The 25,052-nt window shown below is 59.6% G+C and carries 20 protein-coding genes and 1 other RNA gene; 12 read left to right on the top strand and 9 right to left on the bottom strand.

Annotation, left to right across the window (positions count from 1 at the left end; genetic code table 11):
• The first annotated feature begins 75 nt into the window (after positions 1 to 75).
• From murD to KSX58_RS02325, 5 genes are all read left to right on the top strand, one after another.
• Complete coding sequence (murD, locus tag KSX58_RS02305; RefSeq protein WP_081026603.1) at positions 76 to 1,515, top strand: UDP-N-acetylmuramoyl-L-alanine--D-glutamate ligase; 1,440 nt, start codon at positions 76 to 78, stop codon at positions 1,513 to 1,515.
• Complete coding sequence (locus tag KSX58_RS02310) at positions 1,502 to 2,749, top strand: putative peptidoglycan glycosyltransferase FtsW (RefSeq protein WP_080505096.1); 1,248 nt, start codon at positions 1,502 to 1,504, stop codon at positions 2,747 to 2,749. The genes murD and KSX58_RS02310 overlap by 14 nt, the downstream gene beginning before the upstream one ends.
• Before the next feature lie 121 nt (positions 2,750 to 2,870).
• Positions 2,871 to 4,052 carry a glycosyltransferase gene (locus KSX58_RS02315; RefSeq protein WP_003810749.1) on the top strand — a complete coding sequence of 394 codons (1,182 nt, stop codon included), beginning with the start codon at positions 2,871 to 2,873 and terminating at the stop codon, positions 4,050 to 4,052.
• 89 nt (positions 4,053 to 4,141) lie between these two features.
• Positions 4,142 to 5,707, top strand: a complete 1,566-nt coding sequence (gene murC / locus KSX58_RS02320; RefSeq protein WP_011743442.1) for a UDP-N-acetylmuramate--L-alanine ligase — start codon at positions 4,142 to 4,144, stop codon at positions 5,705 to 5,707.
• Positions 5,707 to 6,696 (top strand): cell division protein FtsQ/DivIB, encoded by a 990-nt coding sequence (locus KSX58_RS02325; RefSeq protein WP_003810745.1) that lies wholly within the window; start codon positions 5,707 to 5,709, stop codon positions 6,694 to 6,696. Before murC ends, KSX58_RS02325 begins: the two co-directional genes overlap by 1 nt.
• A 165-nt stretch (positions 6,697 to 6,861) precedes the next feature.
• On the opposite strand, the gene KSX58_RS02330 is transcribed toward KSX58_RS02325, so the two are convergent.
• From KSX58_RS02330 to KSX58_RS02345, 4 genes are all read right to left on the bottom strand, one after another.
• Positions 6,862 to 7,266 (bottom strand): pyridoxamine 5'-phosphate oxidase family protein, encoded by a 405-nt coding sequence (locus tag KSX58_RS02330; protein WP_003810744.1) that lies wholly within the window; start codon positions 7,264 to 7,266, stop codon positions 6,862 to 6,864.
• A gap of 287 nt (positions 7,267 to 7,553) precedes the next feature.
• Positions 7,554 to 7,950, bottom strand: a transfer-messenger RNA (tmRNA) gene (ssrA, locus tag KSX58_RS02335).
• 190 nt (positions 7,951 to 8,140) lie between these two features.
• Positions 8,141 to 9,040, bottom strand: coding sequence for a carbohydrate kinase (locus KSX58_RS02340; protein WP_003810740.1), 900 nt, complete (start codon positions 9,038 to 9,040; stop codon positions 8,141 to 8,143).
• Positions 9,041 to 9,070: 30 nt separating this feature from the next.
• Entirely contained in the window at positions 9,071 to 10,273 is a 1,203-nt protein-coding gene (locus tag KSX58_RS02345; RefSeq protein WP_042990886.1) for an ROK family transcriptional regulator, read from the bottom strand.
• A gap of 391 nt (positions 10,274 to 10,664) precedes the next feature.
• On the opposite strand from KSX58_RS02345, the gene KSX58_RS02350 reads away from it, so the two are divergent.
• The 4 genes from KSX58_RS02350 to KSX58_RS02365 all read left to right on the top strand — a co-directional run bounded on the left by KSX58_RS02350 (position 10,665) and on the right by KSX58_RS02365 (position 16,349).
• The gene (locus KSX58_RS02350) at positions 10,665 to 12,290 is read left to right on the top strand and encodes an ABC transporter substrate-binding protein (protein WP_070122480.1); all 1,626 of its coding nucleotides are present in this window, start codon (positions 10,665 to 10,667) and stop codon (positions 12,288 to 12,290) included.
• Positions 12,291 to 12,381: 91 nt separating this feature from the next.
• Entirely contained in the window at positions 12,382 to 13,455 is a 1,074-nt protein-coding gene (locus KSX58_RS02355; protein ID WP_003810734.1) for an ABC transporter permease, read from the top strand.
• Between the two features lies 1 nt (position 13,456).
• Positions 13,457 to 14,632 (top strand): ABC transporter permease, encoded by a 1,176-nt coding sequence (locus KSX58_RS02360; RefSeq protein ID WP_003810731.1) that lies wholly within the window; start codon positions 13,457 to 13,459, stop codon positions 14,630 to 14,632.
• A 4-nt stretch (positions 14,633 to 14,636) separates the two neighbouring features.
• On the top strand, positions 14,637 to 16,349 hold the full coding sequence (locus KSX58_RS02365) for an ABC transporter ATP-binding protein (RefSeq protein ID WP_003810730.1): 1,713 nt from the start codon (positions 14,637 to 14,639) through the stop codon (positions 16,347 to 16,349).
• A gap of 87 nt (positions 16,350 to 16,436) precedes the next feature.
• On the opposite strand, the gene KSX58_RS02370 is transcribed toward KSX58_RS02365, so the two are convergent.
• Both KSX58_RS02370 and KSX58_RS02375 read right to left on the bottom strand, forming a co-directional pair.
• On the bottom strand, positions 16,437 to 16,958 hold the full coding sequence (locus KSX58_RS02370; RefSeq protein WP_070122479.1) for an NUDIX domain-containing protein: 522 nt from the start codon (positions 16,956 to 16,958) through the stop codon (positions 16,437 to 16,439).
• Between the two features lie 9 nt (positions 16,959 to 16,967).
• On the bottom strand, positions 16,968 to 18,569 hold the full coding sequence (locus tag KSX58_RS02375) for an aminopeptidase P family protein (RefSeq protein ID WP_217735878.1): 1,602 nt from the start codon (positions 18,567 to 18,569) through the stop codon (positions 16,968 to 16,970).
• 146 nt (positions 18,570 to 18,715) lie between these two features.
• Here KSX58_RS02375 and KSX58_RS02380 point away from each other — a divergent pair, with 146 nt between their 5' ends.
• Positions 18,716 to 20,350 carry a folylpolyglutamate synthase/dihydrofolate synthase family protein gene (locus tag KSX58_RS02380; protein WP_130081862.1) on the top strand — a complete coding sequence of 545 codons (1,635 nt, stop codon included), beginning with the start codon at positions 18,716 to 18,718 and terminating at the stop codon, positions 20,348 to 20,350.
• Positions 20,351 to 20,509: 159 nt separating this feature from the next.
• On the opposite strand, the gene KSX58_RS02385 is transcribed toward KSX58_RS02380, so the two are convergent.
• The 3 genes from KSX58_RS02385 to KSX58_RS02395 are packed head-to-tail and all read right to left on the bottom strand — an operon-like array spanning position 20,510 to position 24,049.
• Positions 20,510 to 21,235, bottom strand: coding sequence for an aspartate/glutamate racemase family protein (locus KSX58_RS02385; protein ID WP_011743433.1), 726 nt, complete (start codon positions 21,233 to 21,235; stop codon positions 20,510 to 20,512).
• Complete coding sequence (locus KSX58_RS02390) at positions 21,232 to 22,476, bottom strand: carboxylate--amine ligase (RefSeq protein ID WP_055308839.1); 1,245 nt, start codon at positions 22,474 to 22,476, stop codon at positions 21,232 to 21,234. The genes KSX58_RS02385 and KSX58_RS02390 overlap by 4 nt, the downstream gene beginning before the upstream one ends.
• A 19-nt stretch (positions 22,477 to 22,495) precedes the next feature.
• Positions 22,496 to 24,049 (bottom strand): UDP-N-acetylmuramoyl-L-alanyl-D-glutamate--2,6-diaminopimelate ligase, encoded by a 1,554-nt coding sequence (locus tag KSX58_RS02395; RefSeq protein WP_215640848.1) that lies wholly within the window; start codon positions 24,047 to 24,049, stop codon positions 22,496 to 22,498.
• A gap of 130 nt (positions 24,050 to 24,179) precedes the next feature.
• On the opposite strand from KSX58_RS02395, the gene KSX58_RS02400 reads away from it, so the two are divergent.
• The gene (locus KSX58_RS02400; protein WP_003810718.1) at positions 24,180 to 24,761 is read left to right on the top strand and encodes a sigma-70 family RNA polymerase sigma factor; all 582 of its coding nucleotides are present in this window, start codon (positions 24,180 to 24,182) and stop codon (positions 24,759 to 24,761) included.
• Positions 24,758 to 25,009: a hypothetical protein gene (locus KSX58_RS02405; protein WP_003810716.1), complete on the top strand. Its 252-nt coding sequence runs from the start codon at positions 24,758 to 24,760 to the stop codon at positions 25,007 to 25,009. The genes KSX58_RS02400 and KSX58_RS02405 overlap by 4 nt, the downstream gene beginning before the upstream one ends.
• The last annotated feature ends 43 nt before the right edge of the window (positions 25,010 to 25,052 follow it).

Raw genomic sequence — 25,052 nt, forward strand, 5'->3', positions numbered from 1 at the left:
ACGATTGCGGGCGCGGCTTTACGCCCGCAATATGAGTGTGCTATCACGGCAAATGACGTTTCCGATTGAAGGGTGATGGATATGAATATGGATGGCAAGACCGTAATCGTGGCTGGTCTCGGTGTCTCCGGGCAAAGCATGATGGAAGTGCTGGGCTCCCGTGCCGGCAGAGTGCTGGGCGTGGATGAGAAGAAGCCGGACGCCGACCTGCATTCCTTCGACCAAATCGATTGGGACAATACCGACATGGTGATGACCTCGCCGGTCTTCAACCCGCGCACGCCATTCATCCTTGAGGCGCAGAAACGCAACATACCGGTCATGAGCGAAGTCGAACTGGCCTGGCAGCTGCGCGTGAACAGCAACACCACCGGCAAGCCGGCGCAGTGGATCGGCATCACCGGCACCAACGGCAAGACCTCGACCACGGAAATGACCTCCGAAATGCTGACCGCATGCGGCCTGGCCGCTCCCGCCGTCGGCAACATCGGCAAAGCCGTGTCGCACGCCGCCGTCGACCCCGCGAACGACGTGCTCTGCGTCGAACTGAGCTCGTTCCAGCTGCATTTCACCTATTCTCTGGAACTTGACTGCGCGGCGATCACCAACATCGCCGACGACCATCTCGATTGGCATGGCGGCATCGAGAACTATGCCGCCGACAAGGCGAAGGTGTTCCACAACGTCAAGAAGGCGCTGGTCTACAACGCCGATGACGAACGCGTCACCAAATTGGCGTTCGCGGCCCAGACCGCGCCGGAATGCCGCAGGATCGGCTTCACGTTGGCCGAGCCGAAGGACGGGCAGATCGGTGTGAAAGATGGCTGGATCGTCGACATGTCCGGCATTGCCGGCGGAGAAGCGGGAAAGCCGTTCCAAGTGGCGAAGGTCACCGATTTCACGCATCTGACCGAGCCGGATGGCACGGTCTACCCGCATCTGCTCGCCGACGCCCTGACCGCGTTGGCGCTGGTGTTGGGTCTCGGAGCAGACAAAGACAAGGCGTTGGCCGCGCTCAAGCAGTTCACGCCGGGCGGCCACCGCATCCAGACCGTCGCCGTCGCCAAAACGTCCGACGGTGGCACCATCCGTTTCGTGGATGACTCCAAAGCCACCAACGCGCATGCGGCCAAGGCGTCGCTTAACAGCTTCGCGGACAAGTCCGTGGTGTGGATCGCCGGCGGACTTGCCAAAGGAGGCCGTTTCGAACAGCTCGTCGCCGACCAGGCGCACACCATCAAGGCGGCCATCATCATCGGCAAGGACCAGCAGCCAATGCTGGACGCGTTCAAGGCAAGCGCTCCCGACATTCCCATGTCCATCATCGATCCCACGGACAACGACACCGTCATGGCCCGCGCCATCGACGCTGCCGGCACCTACGCGCAATCCGGCGATGTGGTGCTCATGGCTCCGGCCTGCGCGTCCATGGACCAGTTCAAGTCGTACGCCGATCGCGGAAACCAGTTCGCGCAGCAGGCTCAGCGTTGGGTGAATGAGCATGGGGAAGCCTGAGGCCAGCCGTAGCATCACGTCTTCCGCAAGCCGTCCGAACATGACGGACGGCGCCGCGGCGCAGACACGAGAACCGTTGAAGAACGGCGGAACGCGTAATCTCGCCAACCCGTTATGGTGCTTCCACGGATTCCGCCTATGCGTGATCATCCTCACGATCTTCGGCGTGATCATGGTGTTCTCCAGCTCTTCGGTGAACATGATCGCCAACGGGCAGTCGCCATGGGCGCAGGCGCTGAAACAGGGCATGTACTGCGTGTTCGGCCTGGTCATAGCATTCATCACGATGATGCTGCCGGCCAGCTTCTACCGAAAGATCAGCTTCTGGTTCCTGCTTGGCGCCATGGTCATGCAGGCCGCCACACTGACGCCATTGGGCGTCGAAGTCAACGGCAACAAAGGATGGATCGGCATTCCGGGCGTGTTCACCATGCAGCCCGCGGAAATCGTCAAGCTGGCGTTATGCATCTGGATGCCGAACGAGCTGATCAACGCGCGCAAGCAGGTGAAGAAGGTCGGCGCGCCCCGCGCGTACTCCAAGCTTATTCTCGGCTATCTATGCGCGTTCTGCCTGGTCATGTCCGGCAAGGATCTTGGTACGGGCTTGATTATTCTCGCAATTGGCGGCATTGCATTGCTGCTTGGCGGATTCCCCGGCAAATGGCTTGCCGGAGCCGCGCTGCTTGGCATATGCGGTATCGTCGGATTCATTCTGACCAGCCCCAACCGACTCGGCCGCATCATGGCGGCCTACCGGACCTGCTCTCCGTCCGACCTGCAGGGCGTGTGCTATCAGGCGGTCCACGGCAAATACGCGATCGCATCCGGCGGCTTGTTGGGCGTCGGCATCGGCAATTCCGGCGAGAAATGGGGCTATCTTCCCGAAGCGCACAACGATTTCATCTTCGCCATCATCGGCGAGGAAACCGGATTCGTCGGAGCAGCCATGGTGATTCTGCTGTTCATCGTCATGACGTGGTGCATGCTGATGGTGGCCGTGCAGGTCCGCGACCGGTACATCACCATGGCGTTGGTGTGCATCGCGGTATGGATCGTCGGCCAGGCGTTTGTCAACATCGGCGTCGTCGTCAGCCTGCTGCCGGTCATGGGCGTGCCGATGCCGTTCGTATCAGCAGGCGGATCGTCTCTTATCATGTGTCTGGGGGCCGCCGGCGTGGCCATCAGCCTGATGAAGGAGCAGCCGCAGGTCAAAGCCGAGAACCGCATACTGTAATCGGTTCCCGTCATGCGAGTTGCGAAGCAAGCAAAAGAAAAGTAGACGAAATGTAAGTATCTGCATCGGCGGCGGTATGCCGCGTGGCCTGCCGCCGCATGGTGGGCTAAGCTCGTGGATTATGAGCAATCAGAAGCATATCGTTCTTGCCGGTGGCGGCACGGCAGGCCACGTCAATCCTCTGCTCGCCGTGGCACATGTGATTCGCGAGCTTGAACCGGAAGCGGATATCGCGGTGGTGGGCACCGCCGTCGGTCTGGAGCGTGATTTGGTTCCGCAGGCCGGTTTCGAACTGGAAACCATCGAAAAAGTGCCGTTCCCGCGCAGGCCCAACAAGGCTGCGCTGCAGTTTCCAGCCAAATGGAAGGCCGAGAAGGCCAAAGTACGTGACATCCTCACCCGGCATCAGGCCCAAGTGGTCGTCGGTTTCGGCGGATACACGTCCGCACCCGTATACGCGGCCGCGCACAGCATGGGCATTCCGATTGCGATTCACGAACAGAACGCACGTGCGGGCATGGCCAACAAGCTGGGCGCGCGTTGGGCGTCCATGATCGGTGCCGCATACGCCCAGCCAGGACTGAAACCACGCAGGGGCGTCGAAGTCGAACGCGTGGGCCTGCCGCTTCGTCCGGCAATCGCACGATTGGCGTCCGATCTGGAACATGACCGTACCGCCACTCGTAAAGCCGCCGCGGCGCAGCTTGGCGTCGATCCGGACCGTCCGCTCGTGGTCGTCACCGGCGGATCCTTGGGTGCGGTGAACGTGAACAGGGCTGTGGCCGCTTCCGCCAAGGACCTGCTTGCGCACGCCCAGGTGATTCATCTGACCGGTAAGGGCAAAGACGACGAAGTGCGTTCCTTGGTGTCGGTAAGCGCCGGAGAGGATGTGCTCGGCGAGCTTGGCCCCGACCACGTTTCGGATGGCGACTACCGTGTGGCTCCCTATCTGGAACGCATCGATCTGGCGTTCGCCTGCGCCGATCTGATCATCTGCCGTTCCGGAGCCGGCACGGTCAGCGAGCTGACGGCTTTGGGACTGCCGGCGATTTACGTGCCTCTGCCGATCGGCAATGGCGAGCAGCGCTTCAACGCGCAGCCCGTGGTCGACGCGGAAGGGGGCTTGATGGTGGCGGATGGCGATTTCACCCCGGATTGGGTCCGTGGCCATGTGCCGGAACTGCTCGCCGATCCGGACAAGCTGTCCCGATACGGTGCCAACGCGTGGAAATACGGCATCCGCGACGCCGCCGAAGTCATGGCGAAGCGCGTGCTCGCGCTAATCGATCAGCCAGCTGATTAACCGGCCGAACAATCATGGCCGCACCCCGTGGGAGACCATGGGTGCGGCCATAATGAAATGAGCTTGAAAACAATTTACGAGGAGCAATCGTGTCTGACAACCAGCGTGAAGCCGGTACCATAATTCTTGACCCAACCCATGCGTCGTTCGCACCTGAAGAGACGGTGCATGACCTAGGTGCCACGCATTTCATCGGCATCGGTGGCGCGGGCATGAGCGTGCTCGCTGAAATGCTGCATGAGCAGGGTGTCGAGGTCGATGGTTCGGACCGTGAGCCAAGCGCCAAAACCGACCGTCTGCAAAGCCTCGGCATCACCGTCGAATTCGGCCAGCAGGCGAAGAACGTCGAAGGCAAGAACACCGTCGTGTTCTCCAGCGCCATCAAGCCGGACAATCCGGAAATCGTCGCCGCGCATGAGGCAGGGGAGCGCATCGTGCACCGCAGCGACATCCTCGCCCTGCTGATGAACGCGAAACGTGCGGTGACCGTGGCCGGCGCCCACGGCAAGACCACGACCAGCTCCATGCTGGCGCACATTCTCGTGAACGCCGGAGAAGGCGAGCTCGCCGATCCGAGCTACGCCATCGGCGGTTCCATCCAAGGCAAAGACGGTGCCATTTTGGACGGCGGCCATGCCGGCAAGGGCAACGTGCTGGTGGCCGAGGCCGACGAATCGGACGGCAGCTTCGCCAAATACCATCCGCAAATCGCCATCATCACCAATTCCGAAGCCGACCACCTTGACCACTACGGCACGCAGGACAACTATCGGGCCGCATTCGTGGACCATGCCGGACACGCCACCAAAGCCGTAATCATGTGCGGCGACGACGAAGGCAACCTTGCCGTGCTACGTGCGCTTGACGCCACCGTGGCCGGACGCACGATCGTCTATTCAACACGGAACGCCGCCGAATTGGGCGACCTGAACGGTGCCACGCTGGTACGCATCGAATCGGAAAGCGAAACCGCCGAAAGCGGAGCCGAACATTTCACGCTGCATATTCCAGGCGGACTGATCGGCGAAGAGGAACGCCGCATCGCAGTGACGCTTACCGTTCCCGGCATCCACAACGCACGCAACGCCTCCGCGGCGATTATCGCGGCCGCGCTGTTGGGCATGGACGTCGAACGTGCCTCCGCGGCGGTCACCTCGTTCCTCGGTGCCGCACGCCGCTTCCAGGTCCGTGGCACCGTCAGCCAAGTGACGGTCGTCGATGATTACGCGCATCATCCGACCGAAATCGCTGCGCTGCTGGATGCGGCCCGTCGCCGCTACCCGCAGTCCAAGATCCGTGTGATCTTCCAGCCGCACCTGTTCTCCCGCACGCGTTTCTTCAGCTCTGAATTCGCGCAGGCGCTTGCCAAGGCCGATGACGTCATCGTTACCGGCATCTTCCCCGCGCGCGAGAAGCAGGAGGATTTCCCCGACGTGACTCCGGCCACCATCGTGGACGAGGCGCTCAAGCTTGAGCATGAACCGGCAAAGGACTGGATCCGTGGCGTCGAAGACATGCACACCGCGGCCCAGATGATGGTGATGCGCGCGCATCATGGCGACGTCATCTTCACCGTAGGCGCCGGCGACATCACGCAGATGGACGAGGTCATCCTGCATGCTCTTGAAGCGCATCGTTGGGATTGCGAGGGCTGATGGCTCGACGGGTCATCAGTTCCGGCAAGGATGTGCAGGAGACGGACCAGTCGGGCGGACGACGTTCCGGACGGTCCATCTCATCGGAGCATGCCGAAGGACGGTCGATTGAAGGGTACGCGGACCGTTCAAAAGCCGAAGGCTTCGTAGACGCGCGACGTTTGCAAAGCGAGGACCTGGTTTCCAAAACCCTGCAGGAGACCACCGGCACGATCGGCATCATGACACGTCCGAAAGTGGTTGATTTCGGCGAACGGCTCAAGGAACGCCGTCAGGCCGGCGCGCGAGCCATAGTCCTGCGCGTGCTCATCGGTCTTGTCGTAGCCGTGGTTTTGGGAGCTGTCGTCTGGCTGTTCCTCTTCTCGTCGGTGTTCCGTTTGGAGCCAGGCAACATCAGCGTGGTCGGCGCCAACGAATGGGTGAGTGAATCGCAGGTGCTTGACATCGCGAGGCAGCAGTCCGGAAAATCGTTGTTCCTGGTTTCGGATGGAGCCGTGGAGAAGCAGATCAAGGCGATTCCGGGAGTCACGTCAGCCAAGTCGAAGAAACAGCTGCCGAACTCGCTTGAAGTGACGATCAAGGCGCAGAAACCCGCGGCCATGCTCAAAACCAGCGAGGACCATATGACGGCGGTCGACAGCAAGGGCCGCGTGCTCAATTCCGTCAGCGGCGTTTCCGTGGAAGGCATTCCCGTCATCGAAGTGCAGAACGTCGATGCGAGCCTGTCTAGGCGTCCTATCAAGGAAGCGTTGAAGATTCTCAGCTCACTGCCGGAATCGATGCGCAATTCCATCACCAAGGTCACCGCGGCGACCCAGGATTCCATCACCACGGAACTCAATGGGGGAGACCGCGTGATCGTATGGGGTGATTCCTCGGACCTGAAGCTCAAGAAAGCGGTGGTGGACAAGATCGTCAATGATCCGAACGTGATTGGAGACAAGCATAACGTGGACGTGTCCGCGCCGTTGAGACCGATCATCAAATAGCGTTATTGCGCAACGTCACTGCATGACGGAGCGGAAATACTTTGATCTAGCTCTTTTTGTCTTGACAGAAAAACGAAACGTGCTCTGGACCTTCTTTCCAAGGGAGGGCCAGAGCGCGTTTCCGCGTTTGGATGGATGGTATTAGCCGTATGCGTTGAACGGGCGTCAGTCCTTGACGATGGTCTTGCCTGCGGTCGCCCCTGGCGTCAAGTCCTGAATCTCCGTGATCTCCAGAACGGGAATGGTCATGGGCTTCTTCGTGCCGTTATGTTCGGCCACGGCGACCTGCTCATCGTAGATCGCATCATCGGAATGCAGAGTGACGTTGCCACGGAAACGATAACCTCGCTTCTGCTCAAGATTGGCCACTGCGATGACCAGTTCGCTGCCGTCGAGCAGATTACGGTACATTTGACCGGCGGTGCGCTCGTGATAGCCGATATGAGTGTCATCGATGACGAACGTGCTCATTTTCGGCCCCAAATCGACGTGTCCATCCTTGCCGATGGTGGCCACCCAAGCGAGATTGCTGCTGATGAAATCCTTCATTTCCTCTGTAAGCTTCGCCATGATATCGTCCCTTTCGATGGTTGGCTGGCCGGCGGCTTGTAATATTGGAAGGCGCCGGACGGTTATTTCGATGATACGGAGGCGTTGCTGCCGACATGCGCTGTTTCACCGAACGAGAAATGTGATTACCAATACGAAAAGCCGTCATTGCTGACGCATGATTCGTGCCCACATTTTGCCCATGTTTTTGAGAAATATCGCGAGAAAGGGTGAATTGCAGCGAATTGCAAAAGTGGTGGAAACCGTTGGAAATAAAGGAAAAGCCGCCATTTCTGGCGGCTTTCAATCCGTGGAGATGCGGGGAATCGAACCCCGGTCCGATGACCGAACCCTCAGTCTTCTACGTGCGTAGTCTGCTGGCCGTGCGGCGGTTTTTCTGCCCCCATCGATGTCGCAGACAACTGATGGCGAGCATATCTACAGTAAAAGTCCCTTGCCGGCCCTGTGGCTCAGCCGGTAAGGCAAGTCTTCTAAACGACGCTCAACATCCCCCCAAAGACGAGGGGGAGTGAACGGAGCGGCTGCCCACTGGTTAATCCTGGCGCGAAGCTCAGGCAGCGAGAGCGAACTCAGTGCGGTTAGATTTAGCACTTATTCTTTTGTAGGGGGCATCCACGAGCGGACCCTACGTTCTCGGCACGCTTCCCTGCGACGAACAGGTCACCGTCGAAACCGATCATCCCCAAATATTGAATTATCAAACCTTCCGGCTTTATAGCCAGACATTTCAAGATACCACGGTTTATCCGACAAACCAAATTATGCTATCGGCGATTCATCATACCGACGAAACTTCGCAAAACCGGTAAAAAAATTCCGCATGCCGTTATTTGACGGCATGCGGAATCGGTGATGATGAAAGGAGAAGATACGCTTACTTGGCTGCTGCGGCGAGGTAATCCGGAACGCCTTCGGTCGGGTAGGCCGGCCAGCCGCCTTCCTTGGTGCACACGTAGGCGGCGGTGTTCACGGCCGCGCGATGCGCTTCCTTGAGGGAGGCACCGGACAGGATCTTGCCGGTGAAGGAGCCGGAGAAGGAATCGCCGGCTCCGACGGTGTCGGCCACCTCGACATGCGGGGTCAGCAGAGTGGAGGTCTCGCCGTCCTTGGCGATGATGGTGCTGAAGGTCGCGCCGCCGGTCAGGATGGTGTACTCCAGATCGAAGCGATCCATGAACCACTTGCAGGCCTCTTCGTCGTTGCCCTCCGGAATGGAGAACATCTCACGCATCATGATGAGCTCGTCGTCGTTGATCTTGAAGATGTTGGCGTATCCCAGCAGCTCCTCGATCAGCTCCTTGGAGTAGAAGTTGGCGCGCAGGTTGATGTCGAAGAACTTCAGCGCGCCTTCCTTGGCATGCTGGAGCAGTTTGATGATGGTGTCATGCGATTCCTGGGAACGCAGACCCAGCGTGCCGAAGCAGATGGCGTCGGCCTTGGACACGGCCTCGGCGAGTTCGTCGGTGTAGCCGATGTGGTCCCAAGCCACGTTCTGCACGATGGTGTATTCCGGAATGCCGTTGGTCAGTGCCACGGCGACGGTGCCGGTCGGGTATTCGTTGGTCTGCACCAGCGTGTTGATGCCGGCCTTGTGCGCATCGTTGAGCAGCTCGGCGCCCAGCTCGTCGTTACCGACGGCGCTGATGGCGTAGCTTTCCGCGCCGTTCTGGGACGCGTGGTAGGCGAAGTTGACGGGAGCGCCGCCGGCGCGCTTGCCGGTGGGGAGCATATCCCACAGGATTTCACCGAGGGCGATGACGATTGGCTTGGACATGGGTGGTTCCTTTCTTTGGTGGGCGGCGTGCTATGCGACGTCGAAGAACATCGAAGGATGTTCCAGAAAATTGGTTATCGCCACGGCGGCGGCACCGGTAACGGTGGCGTCGGTGGGCAGGGCGGACAGGGTGATTCGGGTGTTGCGCCCGATTTCGGGGATCGTGCGTTCGCGCACGACTTGTGTGACTTCGTCGAGCAACGGCTGGCCGGCTTGCGCGATGATGTCTCCAAGAACGATGTGTGTCGGATTGAAAGCGTTGATGATGGTGACCGCGCCGTACCCAACGTATCGGGCAACATCGAGCATCAGAAGCGTCGCGGTCTCGTTTCCCGCGTTCGCCTTGGCGAACAGTGCTGCGCAAGCCTGCGCATGTGTCATCGTCTCGCATCCGGGAATGATGCTCGGATTGGCGTTGAGCCGTTCGTGGATGGCGTTGGCGGAGCAGTAGCGTTCCAGGCATCCGACATTGCCGCAGTCGCATGGCTTGCCGTTCACGTCGATGGAGACGTGTCCGATTTCCGTGGCGGTGCCGTGCTCGCCGTAGTAGATGGTGCCGTTGTCGATGACTCCGAGGCCGATGCCTTCGCCAAGCAGATAGTAGGCGAGGGAACCTTCCGACAGTTCCGGATTGAGCAGGAACTGCGCCAGCGCGCCGGCGCGGGCGTCCTGTTCGACGAACACGGGGACGCTGAATGCGTTGCTGAATTCGTCGATGAAGTTGATTTGCCTCCAGCCCTGCATGGAGGAGACCAAAGCGGTGCGTCCTTCGTCCTTTAAATAGGGCCCCGGAACCGCCATGCCGACGGCCACGATGCTGGGGTCGTCCTTGATGAGCTGGCGTACGGTATCTCGAATGCGCTCCACCGTTTCGGGGATGTGCTCTTCGCTGACGGTAGGCAAGTCGGACAGGAAGATACGGTTGCACTTGAGGTCGAAGACCGCGATTTGCACCAGACTGCGGGCGAACTTCACGCCGATGATGTGGTATTTGGCGCAATTGAGATTCAGACCGATGGAACGGCGGTTCTTGTCTCCGTCCATGTCGCCGGTTTCTTCGATGATGCCCTGCGCCAGCAGTTTCGCGGTGATTTTGGTGATTGCCGCCGGAGTGAGCTTGATGGCTTTGGCGATCTGCGCGCGTGAGCAGATGCCATTGTGGTACAGGTATTGCAGGATACGGGAACGGTTGTTTTCCGAGATCGATAACTGTTGGGCGCTGTACCTACTCATGCTCACCTCCTTGCGACAGTGCATGGACCCTCATTGAACTTCTTAATATATTAACGCCGTTAATTGATTAATGCAATTCGTGTTGTGCCGCGTGTCGCGCGCTTATCTGGGTCTCTCTGTGCGAAAGCAATGAGTAAAAAAGAAGGACGTAGACCTTGAATGCGACTTTGGCTGGGTCCGTCTCATAAAATGGCTGGTTTTTCTTATTTTCTTTCAGTAGTCGTTAAAACGTTGGAATTTCGCCGTTTTAATGCATAGCAGAAAACGACGAATATAAGGTAGGTGGGTAAAACGGCCTCCAATGAAACGTACGGTTAACATTGCGCGCCGATTCTTGTCACTATATCGCCTTGCACAGGGGCGATTCGGATAGAAAAGAGAGGATTCCATAGTGAATCGCAAGAAAGTTATCGCCGCTCTGGCTTCTGTCGCGGCTCTGGCTTCCCTGGCCGCCTGCGGCGGCGTGAAGGACGGTGGCGCCGCAACCGGCAACACCATCACCGTCGGCACGACCGATAAGATCACCAGCCTTGATCCGGCTGGCTCCTACGACAACGGTTCCTACGCCGTGCAGATTCAGGTGTTCCCGTTCCTGTACGCGCAGAACTACAACACTTCCGAGCTGTCTCCGGACATCGCCGCCGATGACGGCACCTGGAGCGCCGACGGCACCGAGTTCACCGTCAAGCTCAAGAAGGGCCTGAAGTTCGCGAACGGCCACGATCTGACCGCCTCCGACGTCAAGTTCTCCTTCGACCGTATCAAGAAGATCAACGACGAGAACGGTCCGTCCTCCCTGCTGGCCAACATCGAGTCCGTCGAGACCAAGGATGACACCACCGTCGTGTTCCACTCCGCGGTCAAGGACGACGTGACCCTGAAGCAGGTGCTCTCCAGCCCGGCCGGCCCGATCGTCGACGAAGAGTCCTTCTCCGCCGACAAGCTGACCGATGCCAACACCATCGTCAAGGACAACGCCTTCGCAGGCCCGTACAAGCTCACCTCCTACAAGGTGAACGAGGCCCTGGCATATGCCAAGAACGATTCCTACAAGGGTCTGACCCCAGCTAAGAACGACGTTGTGCAGGTCAAGTACTTCGCCGACTCCTCCAACCTGAAGATGGCCGTGCAGCAGGGCCAGGTCGACGTGGCCTACCGCTCCATGACCCCGACCGACGTCGAGGACCTGTCCAAGGACAACAAGGTCAAGGTCGTCAAGGGACCGGGCGGCGAAGAGCGCTTCCTCGCCTTCAACTTCAAGATCATGCCGTACGGCGAGAAGTCCAGCGAGCCGAACGCCGACAAGGCCAAGGCCGTGCGTCAGGCCGTCGCAAGCCTGATCGACCGCAACGAGCTGGCCACCAAGGTCTACAAGAGCACCTACACCCCGCTGTACTCCTTCATTCCGGATGGCCTGTCCGGCCACGACGACACCCTGAAGGCAGCCTATGGCGACGGTTCCGGCAAGCCGGATGCGGCCAAGGCCAAGAAGACCCTCGAAGCCGCCGGTGTGAAGACCCCGGTAGACCTGAAGCTCCAGTACAACCCGGACCACTACGGCCAGTCCTCCGCCGACGAGTATGCGGCCATCAAGGCCCAGCTCGAGGAAGGCGGCCTGTTCAAGGTCGACCTGCAGTCCACCGAATGGACCCAGTTCAACAAGGACCGTGTGGTCACCGAGGATTCCGATGGTTCCTACCCGGTCTACCAGCTCGGTTGGTTCCCTGACTACTCCGATCCGGACAACTACCTGTCCCCATTCTTCCGTGACGGCAACTTCGTGAACAACGGATACTCCAACAAGGAAGTCAACGATCTGATCGTCAAGCAGGCCGGAGAGACTGACGCCAAGGCCCGTGAGGACCTGTTGAAGGAAATCCAGAAGCTCGAAACCGATGACCTGTCCACCATCCCGCTGCTGCAGGGTGCCCAGGTTGCGGTCACCGGTTCTAATGTGAAGGGTGTCGTCCTTGACGCTTCCTTCCGCTTCCGCTACTCGTCCGTGACCAAGGCCTGACGGAAGGCTTTGACCGCCCCTGCCTGACCCGCCTAAGTCAGGCAGGGGCTCAATTTGTATCTAAAACACCAATAAGGAAAAGGAGCCCGACGTGACGCAAAGCGCAACCGAGGCTCAGCCGAAAGCCAAGAAAAACAAGCTTTCAAGCGGATTCTTCCGTTTCGTGCTCACACGCTTTCTGCTGATCATTCCTACAGTATTTATTCTTGTAACCATCGTCTTCTTCGTGATGCGCGCTACCGGCGATCCGATTTCCGCCGCTCTTGGTGGCCGTCTCACTCCCGAGGAACTGCAGAAGCGTATCCACGCGGCCGGTTATGACCGTCCGCTCATCGTGCAGTACATCGATTATCTTGGCGGCCTGCTGCATGGCGATCTCGGCACCACATTGACCGATAACCAAAAAGTGAGTACCATCCTTACTCACTATGGTGCCGCTACATTCGAGCTGGCGTTCCTCGCGCTCATCGTCGCGCTCATCGTCGGCATCGGCTTGGGACGCATCGCCGCACGCAAGCGTGACCACGCGGCCGATGCGGGCATCCGCACCTTCGCCATCCTGTGCTATGCCACCCCGGTGTTCTTCCTCGGCCTGATTCTGAAGCTCATCTTCGCCATCTGGCTGAACGTGCTGCCGGCATCCGGGCGCTCATCGCTTGGCAGCGAGATGCAGTTCTCCCGACTGGTGTCGCCGACCGGCTTCTACATCATCGACGCGATTCAGCTGGGCGACATGTCCGTACTGCTGGACGTGCTGCGCCATGCCGTGCTGCCGGCCCTTGCGTTGGGCCTGTTGACCGCCGGCGTATTCATTCGTCTGGTGCGCACCAACGTGATCGCCACCTACAATTCCGGCTACGTCGAAGCGGCACGTTCCCGCGGCGTCTCCGAGAAACGCCTGCTCAACAAGCACGCATGGAAGCCGGCGTTGATTCCAATCATCACCGTCATGGGCATGCAGATCGCCCTGATGCTCGCAGGCGCGGTGCTCACCGAAACCACCTTCGAATGGAAGGGACTCGGCTTCATGCTGTCGCAGTACCTGAAGGCACGCGACTTCGTGGCCGTGCAGGGCATCGTTATCCTAATCGCCATCATCGTGGCCGTCGTCAACTTCATCGTCGACGTCATCGCCGCGTTGGTCGACCCGAGAGTGAGGTACTGACATGACCGCAGCATCTGCCAACAAGGTCACCGTTCCAGGCGACAATCGTCTGGACGAGCTCAAGCTCGGCAACAAGACGCCATTCTGGCATAAGATTCCGATCATCAAGGAACTACGCGTCGCAGTCGGCTGGCAGAAAGGCATGCTGATCACGGGCCTCGTGCTCACGGCGTTCTTCCTGCTGGTCGCCATTTTCGCGCCGCTCATCGCGCCATACAGCTACGCGCAGCTCAAGGGCGCCGACGGCGTTTCCTTCCCGGCCCAGGCGGCACCGTCCTCCGAACACATCTGGGGCACCACTGCAGGTGGCTACGATGTGTTCAGCCGTGTGGTCTGGGGTGCCCGCACCGCCGTCATCGCCATCGTCGTCGCGGTATTGCTGTCGATTTTCGCAGGCGTGCTGCTCGGCCTGGTCTCCGGCTATTTCGGCGGATGGGTCGATCGTGTGCTCGTCATGATCGCCGACGCCGTGTACTCCTTCCCGTCGCTGCTGCTGGCGATTCTGATGGCGATCATGATCTCCCACGGCCAGTCCGGCCTGTGGAGCGGCATCTTCGCCTCCGGCATCTCCATCACCGTGGTCTATATTCCGCAATACTTCCGTACCATCCGCGCCGAAGTGATCCGCATCAAGGAATCCGCGTACGTGGAATCCGCCCGCGTGGTCGGCGCCTCCACGTGGCGCATCATGACCAAGCACCTGTTCAAGAACTCCACACGAACCCTGCCGGTCATCCTGACGCTGAACTCCTCCGAAGCCATCCTGACCCTTGCGGGCCTGGGCTTCCTGGGCTTCGGCATCGAACCGACCGCGGCCGCCGAATGGGGATACGACCTCAACCGCGCCGTCTCCGATGTGACCGCCGGCATCTGGTGGACCGCCGTGTTCCCGGGTCTGGCCATCGTGCTCATCGTGCTGGGCATCACCCTGGTGGGCGAATCGCTGAACGATCTGGCCGATCCGCGTCTGCGCGCCCGCAAGTCCGCAGGCGAAGTGGTCGGCTCCATCGAAGACACGTCCGTGGACCCCAGCCAGGAGCCAGGCAAGCGCAACGAGGTCGTCGCCGAACTTGAGGCGGCGAAGAATCCGATGGGAGCCAGCGACAAACCGGTGACCGTCACCGACCGTGATCCGTCATTCGTGGCTTCCGAATGGGCTTCCGAGGAAGGGGAGTGAACCGATGAGTGAAATCAAGGAAGGCAATCTCGCCGAGATCAAGGACCTCAGCGTCTCGTTCATGACCGACGCCGGTTCCATCAAAGCCATCGACAAGATCAGCTTCGAAATTCCCCGTAAGAAGGTCATCGGCGTGGTGGGCGAGTCCGGTTCCGGCAAGTCCGTGACCGCACGCTCCCTCATCAAGCTGCTGCCGGAGACCGCTACGACCTCCGGCGCGGTGTACCTGTCGAACCGCGCGGGCACCGAAGAGCTGGAAGTGCTGTCGCTGTCCGGCGAACAGCTGCGCGAAATGCGCGGCGCCGAAGCGGCCATGGTGTTCCAGGAGCCCAATTCGGTGCTCAACCCGGTGTACACCATCGGATGGCAGATCGAGGAAGGCCTTCGCGCCCATGGCATGAAGGACAAGAAGGAACTCCGTGCCAAGTCCATCGACATTCTCAAGAAGGTCGGCATTCCGGACGCGGAAACCCGCATCGACTACTACCCACACCAGTTCTCCGGCGGCCAGAAGCAGCGCATCGTCATCGCCATGGCCCTGGTGCTCAACCCCGGCCTGATTCTGGCCGACGAGCCGACCACCGCCCTCGACGTGACCGTGCAGGCCGAAATCCTCGACCTGCTGCGTCTGGCGCGCGACGAGTTCGACGCATCCGTGCTCATCATCACCCACAACATGGGCGTGATCGCCGACATCGCCGATGAGGTCGTGGTCATGTACCGCGGCCACGTCGTCGAACAGGGCAGCGTCGAGCAGATCTTCTACTCGCCGAAGGACGACTACACCAAGCGTCTGCTTGCCGCCGTGCCGCGTATTGGCCAGAAACTGGTCGTCAAGGATGCCGATGGCAAGGTCATCGAACGTGAGAAGGATTGGCGCGATCAGCCCATCGCGGTCGAGGCCAAGGGACTGACCATCACGTATCCGGGTCATCTCATGCAGCCTGATTTCAAGGCCGTGGACGGCATCGACTTCACCATCCACCGTTCCGAAGTGCTCGGTCTGGTAGGCGAGTCCGGTTCCGGCAAATCCACCACTGGCCGTGCCATCGCAGGCCTGCAGAAGGTTTCCGGCGGTTCCCTGAACGTTCTAGGCATAGAAATGAACGGTGTGAAGGAACGCGACTTCAAACCCAAACGCGCCGACATCGGCTTCGTGTTCCAGGATCCGGGCAGCTCGTTCAATCCGCTGATGACCATCGCGGAAAACGTGGCCGAACCGTTGATCGTGCACAAGAAGTTCTCGTCGGTATCAGACGCCCGCAAGTATGTGGGCGATCTGCTTGAGATGGTGCAGCTTCCGCGCGCCTACATGAACCGTTTCCCGCACGAGCTGTCCGGCGGCCAGCGCCAGCGCGCCTCCTTGGCACGCGCGTTGGCGTTGAAGCCGAGCCTGCTCATCGCCGACGAACCGACCTCCGCGTTGGATGTGTCGGTGCAGGCGAAGGTGCTGGAACTGTTCAAGAAGCTGCAGGCCGAAATCGGCTTCGCATGCCTGTTCATCACGCACGACCTCGCCGTGGTCGACATGCTCGCCGACCGCATCATGGTGATGCACAAGGGCCAGATCGTGGAACATGGCGATGCGGACCAGATCATGCAGAATCCGCAGAACCCGTACACGCAGAAGCTGCTGGCCTCCCTGCCGGTGCCCGATCCGCGCGAACAGCGCAAGCATCGCGAGCATCTGCATGAGCTGCTTGCCGCCCAGCAGTGAGCTGATCCACGGAATCTAATAAAAAGGAATCCCCGCAACGCTTGAAACGTTGCGGGGATTCCATTTTATGATGTATGGAAGGCGATTTCAGCGGATGGTGCCGTTGAAGGCAAACTGGGCATGCGAATCGCCATTCGCCTTGGCCTTCAGATATTCGCGTACGTAAGCCATGCGTTCCACCGTGGTGGCTGCCAACGGTTCGGGCAGAGCATCAGGGGAGAACCAGCCTACGCTGAGGCTTTCCTCATCGCCGACGAACGGCTCCGTGTTGCCATTCGGATCGGGCCTGCAGATGAACAGGTGATCCATGTACATGGTGTTGTCCCCATTCGCATAGGTGAGGACCTTTCTGGACGATTTGACCGACACCAGATCGGTGACGACCACATCCACGCCGGTCTCCTCCTTGACCTCGCGGGCAACGGTATCGGCCGGTTCCTCTCCGGGCTCGTTGATGCCATACACCATGGCCCATTCGCCGGTGTCGGAACGACGCCCCAACAGCACACGGCCCTGCTCGTCCTCGACATAGCCGGAGACGCCCATGAGCCATAACAGATCGTGGCCTATTTTTTCACGTAGCGAGAGTACGAATTCAGGCGTGGGCATGATGCGTCCTCAGGCCTTCGCGCCTTCGGCGGCCATATCGGCCATCCATGCCTCGACATCGTCGATCTGCTTCGGAATGCCCGCGGAAATCCATTCCGGACCATCCTCGGTCATGAGCACGTCATCCTCGATACGAATGCCGATGCCACGGTATTCCGGCGGAATCAGCAGGTCATCCTCACGGAAGTACAGGCCCGGTTCGATGGTGAAGATCATGCCCGGACGAATCTTGGCGTTCTGATACGACTCATAACGCGCCTGCGCGCAATCATGCACGTCGAGACCCAGATGGTGGGCCACGCCGCAGGCGAGCCAACGGCGATGCTGCTGGCCTTCAGGGGAGAGCGACTCCTCGACATCGACCGGCAGAATACCCCAGTCATGCAGACGTTCGGCGATCACGCGCATGCACGCATGGTGGATGTCCGAATACGTGGCGCCCGGCTTGGCCACCTCGAAACCGGCCTGCTGGGAATCCAACACGGCCTGGTACAGCTTCTTCTGGAAATCGGTGAACTTGCCGTTGGTCGGGAACGTGCGGGTGATGTCGGCGGTATACAGGCTGTTGACCTCCACACCGGCGTCGATGAGCAGCAGCTCGCCCGACTCCACGGTACCGGTATTGCGCATCCAATGCAGAATCGGAGCGTGGGCGCCGGAAGCGATGATGGTGTCGTAGCCGACCTCGTTGCCCTCCTCGCGGGAGATGGCGTTGAACGCGCCCTCCAGCATGCGCTCCGAACGCGGCTTGCCAAGGGAAGACGGAATCTTGCGCAGAATGTTGTCGAAACCATGCTTGGTTGCGGCCACGGCCTTGCGCATCTCACGAACCTCATACTCATCCTTGCACATGCGTGCCTCGGCGGCGAATTCGTGCAGCTTGTCATCGGCAGCGGTGTTGTTGTCCGGATCGGCGAAACCGTTGGCTTCACGGATCTCCTCGACCATGCTGGTAATCGCCGGATCGGCTTCGCGGATCACGCGCACGCGCACCGCGCCGGCCTCAGTGCCGACATCCTTGCTCAACGCGTCGGGCAGCTGCGTGATGTCGTTGGTTTCGATGCCGGTCATCGCGGTCATTTCCTTCACACCGGCACGCGGACCCACCCAATACTCGCCATAATGGGCGTTCATGAAAAAGTCCTGCGTGTAATGGTTGGCACGCGGAGCCACGAACAGTTCCGGAACATGCGTCTTGCCGGCCTTCGCCTCCGGAGAATCCGGATCGACGGGATTCAGCACCAGCACCGCGCCGGCCTCGAAATCCTCACCCAAACCGGTGTAGTAGGAGAACGTCGTATCCGGACGGAACGCGTAATCGCAATCGTTGTTGCGCACCTTCGGCTGTCCGGCCGGAATCACGATACGCTCGCCCAGGAACGCCTTGCCCAACGCCTCCAGACGCGCCGGCGTGTACTTGGAGGACTCCAACGGCTCGATCTGCGGCTCGTTGTCATCCCAACCGGTGGTCATGAACTCCTTGAACGCCTCGGAACGCGGACGCAGCGAACGATTGTTCACACGATCGCTCATGGCCTGATCCGGTCCCGGAGCGGACTCCCGCTCCATCTTCTCGTATTCCTTGTCCTTGTCAGTAATGACTTCGCCCATCACATCTCCTGAACATGCATTCGTAACGTACGGAAATTACCGCAACCCATCCTATAACTTTTCCCGGCGCGCAACGTTCATGCGGACATCTAGAATGGGAAAAGTTTAGTGTGCTGTCCGCAAGGTACGGGAGGAAAACGGGAAATATGTCATTCGAACATCCCAATCGCAACAACGAAAGCATGATCGACGTCGAACGCGACATCATGAGCCGTCCATCGGAACGCAACACCACCAATCTCGACCTGCAACGCATGAAGATGATCCTCGACATCATGGGCCATCCGGAGCAGTCGTTCCGCGTCATCCACATCACCGGCACCAACGGCAAAGGCTCCACGGCACGCATGGCCGAAGCCATCTGCCGCGCCTACGGCATGCGTACGGGCCTATACACCTCGCCCCATCTGGAACACGTCAACGAGCGCATCGCCATCGACGGCCAGCAGCTGTCCGACGACGATTTCGTCGACACCTGGGACCAGGTCAAGGACCTTGTCGCCATCGTGGACATGAAAATGGACGAGCTGGGCAAGCCGAAGATGAGCTTCTTCGAAGTGCTCACCGCCATGGCCATCTGGAAATTCGCCGACGCGCCGGTCGACGTCGCCATCGTGGAAGTCGGCATGGGCGGCCGATGGGACGCCACCAACGTGCTCGACGCGGACGCGGCCATCATCGGCCCGGTCGACATGGACCACATGGCATGGCTCGGCGACACCGTGGAGGAAATCGCCACGGAAAAGGTCGGCATCATCAAGCCGAACTGCACCGCCATCATCGGCCGCCAGCCACACGAGGACGAGGTCATGCCGATTATCGAGGCCGCGGCCAAGGAGAACCACGCCAGCTTGGTGCGCGACGGCGTCGAATCGGAAGTCGTCACCCGAGTGCCGGCCGTCGGCGGCCAGGTGGCCACCCTGCGCACTCCGAACGGCACTTACACGGAAGTACCGATCGCCAAATTCGGCGAGCATCAGGCACACAACGCGCTCGCCGCACTGTGCGCGGCGGAAGTGGTGATTCCCGTCAACGGCGCGTTGGACGGCGATTTGGTGGCCGAAGCGTTGAGCAGCGTACGCATTCCGGGACGTATCGAACAAATTCGTACCTCGCCTACCATCATCCTTGATGGCGGGCACAACGTGAACGCGGCCGAATCGCTGCGTGCCGCCATTGAAGAGAACTATGATTTCCAGCAGCTCGTCGGCGTGGTCGCCATGATGGGGGACAAGCAGGTCGAGGAGTATCTGGGCGTGCTCGAACCGTTGCTGAGCCATGTGATCGTCACCGAGAACTCGTGGCGTGACCGAGTGATGCCGGCTGAGGATCTGAAGAAGATCGCGGACCGTGTTTTCGGGCCGGAACGCGTCACCTGCATTCCCGAATTGCCGGACGCCATCCAGGAAGCCGTCAACATGGTTGATGCCGATGACGAACTGGGCGTCGGCTACGGTCATGGCGTGCTCGTCTGTGGCAGCTTCACAACCGCCGGTGATGCGCGACTCATGCTGGAGGAGAAGATCAACTCCGACCTGAAGAAGCCAAAGGCCGAACGTGTGTTCCAGGAATCCGTCGATCCGGAACCGCGCAAAAAGCAGGACGAGGCTGACGTGGATTTCGAATCCGACGCCAACCCTGATTTCAACATCAACGATTTCGGCAGCGTCGGTCCGGACGATTCCGTTTTAGCAGACGCCGATGCGGATGAAATGGATGAGGCGGCGGATGCCAACGAACCGGCGGATGCGGAAACGGCTTCGGAAAACGAAACGAAGTGACGAAGCGAAACAACATCGGACGATGACGCCATACGTGCGGCGTACACCGTCCATATAAAACAAGATTGTGGGTGACTTCCCATTGCCTGGGGAGCCACCCACAATCTTGTTTTATCGTCCGACGCCTAAGCAGTCGAAGATAGGCGTGACAAATAATAGCTACGCGCGCAACGCTTCGGCCCGCGCCACGGTATCTTCCACCAGCACGGCCTGCGCGTCGATGACCGGCAGCTGGGGCAGCGGAAACGCCTCGTTGAGCACGCTCAGCTCGGTGCAGCCCAATATCAGCGTGTCGCACGCGCAGGGGCCTGCCGGATCGAGCATATCGCGCAACACCGATTCGTAGCGTTCCAGATTGAGCTCGCCACTACCTTTCACATCGTCATAAATCAACGAAGTGATACGGGCCTGCAACTCGTCGGTCGGTTCGACGAACGTGTACCCGGCCTCTTCGACGGCACGCTTGTACACGCCGGATTTGCGCGAACCCACGGTGCCGAGGAAACCGACCCGCGGAAAACGATCCTTCGGATAACGCTGAGCCATGCGTGCCACCGCGCCGCGTGGCATATGCAGAATCGGCACCGTCGTCAACGCCTGGAAATCGTCATAGAAATAGTGCGCGGTATTGCAGGTGAGCACAATGAAACTCGCGCCCATCGCCGTTGCCTTCTCGATATCGTCGGCGAGTACGGGGAAGGGATTCTCGTCGGATTCGCCGAGAATGTACGCGGTGCGGTCCGGCACGGAGGAATCGTTGAAGACGATGTAGTCCAGATAATCCTGATCGCAATGGGCATGCGTGGCGCGGTTGACCAAGCGGATGTAGCTTTCGGTGGCCAGCGTGCCCATGCCGCCCAGTACGGCGAAAAACGGTCGTTTCACTTAAGCTCGCCCTTCTTGGTGAAGTACTTGGCATAGCTCTTCTTGTAAATCGAGAACATGTGCCGAATCATCAGCCAACGCAGCGGATTCATATCCTTGGAATACTCCAAGGTGGTACCCCAATCGCCCGACTTGAGCATGCGCTTGCCGGTTTCCTTGTCAGCGCCTTCTGCGACGTAATCAAGGAAAATCGACTTCGGAATCTCAAGCCACAGCTTCGAACCGCGGCCGAACAGGGTGTTGCCGTCGAACGGCGTGTCCTCGACGAGGTCGTCGACGAAATACTTCGCCAGATTGAAGCCGTTCAGCGTGACGAAATAGCTGGAACGTCCCTGGCGAAGGTTGATTTCGAACAGCTTGTACTCGCCGTCGCGTTCGTCGTACTTCATGTCGAAATTGGCCACGCCCTCGTACTTGATGTCCTCGAGGAAAGCCTTGATACGACGGAACACACCCTCGTTGTAGTCGGGCAGAATGGCCGCATAGTTGCCCGCGGCGACAGGGGAGGGATCCTCCAGCAGCGGGTGGCCGAGGAACATCATACGCACGCGATGATGCTGGTCCACATAGGCGTTCAGCACACGCATGCGGGAATCGTCGCCGGGGATGAAGTCCTGAATCACCATTTCGGACGTGTATCCGGCATCGTACGCACGCTTGATGATGGTCTCCAATTCGGCCGGATCGTTGAAGATGTAGGCCTTGCGACGGCCCTCGAAATCGATGTTGAGCCATTCCACCGAATTCGCGGGCTTCATGGCCACCGGATAGCTGAACGGCAAATCACGGTAGGCTCCTGCCTTCACCTCATCGGCGGTGACGGTGCGCGTCTTCGGATGGGGCAGATCATACTGCTCGCAGATCTGGTAGAACGTGGACTTGTAGGCGAGCCGGCGCGAAAGGTTCACGTCAAGCGTGTTGTATACGAAATATTCGCGAAGATCGTCGCCGCACTGGCTCAGCAGATTGGCGTACACGTCGCCGCAGGGGATGAGCAGCAGCACGCGTTCCGGATCCTCGGCCTTCATACGCTTGCCGAGCTTGAGCATGAAATTACGGAACGTGACGAAGTTGTTGAAATCGTCGACGATGTGCACGTTGACGATACGGCTGAATTTCGTGGGGCTCAGCTGGAAATACGCATACGCCTCGGAAACGATGCCGTACTCCTCATGGAACGCCCTGGCCATGCCGTAGACGTTGATGTCGCTGCCCAGCAGAATCGGTTGGAATCGTGTCATAATGCCTTCACCTTAGTTGTTATTTGAGACGGAACACGCGTTCCACGATGCGGTCGTCGCCCTCGTAAGGGATGTGCTTGCCGTGGTCTTTGAACCAACGTTCGTTGCCTTTGCCGATGATGAGGATGATGTGCAGATGCTCGGGATCCTTGCGATCGTGGCTTACCGTGGTCTCCACGGCTTCGGCACGGTCGAGAATGGTCTTCACGTCAAGCTGCGGGTTGGTGACGCTGTCGTTCATGTCCGCGCAGACCTGTTCCACAGGCTCGTCGTCGGTGTCTTCGAAAGTGAGCACGAGATGGTCGATGCGGTCCTGCGCGGCGTGGACGATTTCGGCGCGGCGATCGTATGCCTTGTTTCCAGCGGAGCCGGTGATGAGCGTGATTTCCGGCTTTTCGCTGCCGTAACGCTGATCGACGTAGTCAAGCAACGCGGTGACGGACGCGTAGTTATGCGCGTAATCAACAATGGCGATGGTGTTCGACCGCGTGTCCTTGAAATGCTCCATACGTCCGGCGATGCGTACCGGCTCCATCTCACGCAACGCGTCCTTGGCCTGTGCGGAACCGAAATCGAAACCGGCCGCATGGGCGATCGCGACGGCCGCCGCCGCGTTCGCATAGTTGAAATCGCCGTCCAATGTCAGGCTCAACTCGCCGATCGAGGTGCCGTCGATGACGATGGAGAAGCGGCTGTGATCGTCATTCGCCGGCGCGGCCATGACATCTGCCGTGGAATCGCCGCCAAGCGCGAACGTGGTGACGGGAACGCTGGCATGACGTGCGTCCTGCCGGATGAGGTCGGCGCGCGCGCAATCGGCACCCAATACGAGGGCACGGCAGTTCTTGACGATCTGACGCTTGCAGTGGAGATAATCCTCGAATGTCGGATGCTCGATCGGGCTGATATGGTCCGGGCTGATGTTGAGGAACGCGGCCACGTCGAATGTGAGACCGAACACGCGGTCCACCTTGTAGGCCTGCGAGGAGACCTCCATGACGAGATATTCCATGCCGTTATCAACGGCCTCGCGCATCATGCGGAACGCATCCATGGATTCCGGCGTGGTCAGATCGGATTCCACGTAGGTGTGGCCGTCAAGACAATTGTCCACGGAGGAAAACAGCGCGCACTTGCCGCCGGAACAGCCGTTGAGCATCGCCTGCGTGAGATAGGCGGTGGTGGTCTTGCCTTTGGTGCCGGTGATGCCGACCACCTTCAACTGGTCCTGCGGACGACCATAGAATTCAGCCGATAGCAAAGCCATGGCCTTGCGCACGTCATCCACAATAAGGCCCGGAGCTTGCGTGGCGTCGGAGAAGTCGTTCTCCGACACATAGGCGGCAAGGCCGCGTTCGTCGATGCCCTGCAGATATTCGGCCTTGAAACGGCCCTTGCAGCACAGGAACGTGCTCGGCTCCACCTTGCGGGTGTCGTAGGTGATTGCGGAGAACGGCTCGTCAAATCCCTTGATGTCGTGCGGATCAAGCGTCCAGACATCGCCGCGGATGATTTCGCGCAGCAGTCCGTGCCTATCGAGCAGTCGGGCCGCCGATTCCAGAGTCAAAGCCATGTTTTCGTGTTCTCCCTGTGTATGAGACGCCGAGCGGATACCGAAGAGCCATTTTAGCGGCAACCATGTGCACGACGTGTGACGTCGGGGAAGTTACAATGAGGGTGTGACTGAACAAGAAACGGAATCCATGGCGGGCCGGCGCGCGCGGTTTGAGAAGCTTGCCATGCCCGTTGTGGACTCGCTGTACCGGCAGGCGATGAAACTGACCAACAATCCCGACGACGCGCAGGATCTGGTGCAGGACACCTTCGAACGTGGATTCAAGGCGTTCGACTCCTTCAAGGAAGGAACGAATTTCGCGGCTTGGATGACCACCATCGAACGCAACGCCTATTTCAACCAGTACGCCAAAGCCAAGCGACGGCCGCAACGCGCCAACGATTCCACTGGCGAATACGACGACTGGGACCTGTATTCCGCGTCCGAGCATTCCTCCGAACAGCTCAAATCCGCCGAACAGGAATACTTGGACGCCTACGCGCCGGAGGAGATCATGGCCGCTTTGAACCGGCTTTCCCCGGAACGCAGGCAGGTTTTCATCGACGCCGCGATCGACGGCAAATCATACAGCCAGGTAGCTGAGGAACAAGGCGTGAAAATCGGCACCGTGATGAGCCGGCTCAACCGCGCCCGCACACAGCTGAAACGTGAGCTTGCCAATTACGCCAAGGAACGTGGCTATGCCACTGCCGGGAAGGATCGACCATGAGCGAACCAATGGAACGGCACATCTCCATTACTTCGACCACCACCAACACGAACGGTGTGGTGACGCAGGTGACGCATGCCAGCGTGCATGTCGTGGCCTCCGGGGACTGCTTCGACCCGGAGACCTGTTGCGATGAACGCGAACGTGCGCTGATCGCAGCGATGCGCGCGTACCTGCGGCCGAAACACGCGCCGCAAAGCCTGATCGACAGGCTTGAGGCGACACTCGACCACTGTTGTGACGAGTAATTGGAAGGACGTGCGGCGTTTCATGCGCCAAGTGCCATGCTGA

It is taken from the genome of Bifidobacterium sp. MSK.17.10 (genome assembly GCF_019129655.1).
Lineage (GTDB): Bacteria > Actinomycetota > Actinomycetes > Actinomycetales > Bifidobacteriaceae > Bifidobacterium > Bifidobacterium adolescentis.

Bases quoted from the DNA above. Each gene is read 5' to 3' on its own strand.
- murD (WP_081026603.1), top strand. From the start codon at position 76: ATGGATATGAATATGGATGGCAAGACCGTAATCGTGGCTGGTCTCGGT.
- KSX58_RS02310 (WP_080505096.1), top strand. From the start codon at position 1,502: ATGGGGAAGCCTGAGGCCAGCCGTAGCATCACGTCTTCCGCAAGCCGT.
- KSX58_RS02315 (WP_003810749.1), top strand. From the start codon at position 2,871: ATGAGCAATCAGAAGCATATCGTTCTTGCCGGTGGCGGCACGGCAGGC.
- KSX58_RS02325 (WP_003810745.1), top strand. From the start codon at position 5,707: ATGGCTCGACGGGTCATCAGTTCCGGCAAGGATGTGCAGGAGACGGAC.
- KSX58_RS02330 (WP_003810744.1), bottom strand. From the start codon at position 7,266: ATGGCGAAGCTTACAGAGGAAATGAAGGATTTCATCAGCAGCAATCTC.
- KSX58_RS02340 (WP_003810740.1), bottom strand. From the start codon at position 9,040: ATGTCCAAGCCAATCGTCATCGCCCTCGGTGAAATCCTGTGGGATATG.
- KSX58_RS02345 (WP_042990886.1), bottom strand. From the start codon at position 10,273: ATGAGTAGGTACAGCGCCCAACAGTTATCGATCTCGGAAAACAACCGT.
- KSX58_RS02360 (WP_003810731.1), top strand. From the start codon at position 13,457: ATGACCGCAGCATCTGCCAACAAGGTCACCGTTCCAGGCGACAATCGT.
- KSX58_RS02365 (WP_003810730.1), top strand. From the start codon at position 14,637: ATGAGTGAAATCAAGGAAGGCAATCTCGCCGAGATCAAGGACCTCAGC.
- KSX58_RS02370 (WP_070122479.1), bottom strand. From the start codon at position 16,958: ATGCCCACGCCTGAATTCGTACTCTCGCTACGTGAAAAAATAGGCCAC.
- KSX58_RS02375 (WP_217735878.1), bottom strand. From the start codon at position 18,569: ATGGGCGAAGTCATTACTGACAAGGACAAGGAATACGAGAAGATGGAG.
- KSX58_RS02380 (WP_130081862.1), top strand. From the start codon at position 18,716: ATGTCATTCGAACATCCCAATCGCAACAACGAAAGCATGATCGACGTC.
- KSX58_RS02390 (WP_055308839.1), bottom strand. From the start codon at position 22,476: ATGACACGATTCCAACCGATTCTGCTGGGCAGCGACATCAACGTCTAC.
- KSX58_RS02395 (WP_215640848.1), bottom strand. From the start codon at position 24,049: ATGGCTTTGACTCTGGAATCGGCGGCCCGACTGCTCGATAGGCACGGA.
- KSX58_RS02400 (WP_003810718.1), top strand. From the start codon at position 24,180: ATGGCGGGCCGGCGCGCGCGGTTTGAGAAGCTTGCCATGCCCGTTGTG.
- KSX58_RS02405 (WP_003810716.1), top strand. From the start codon at position 24,758: ATGAGCGAACCAATGGAACGGCACATCTCCATTACTTCGACCACCACC.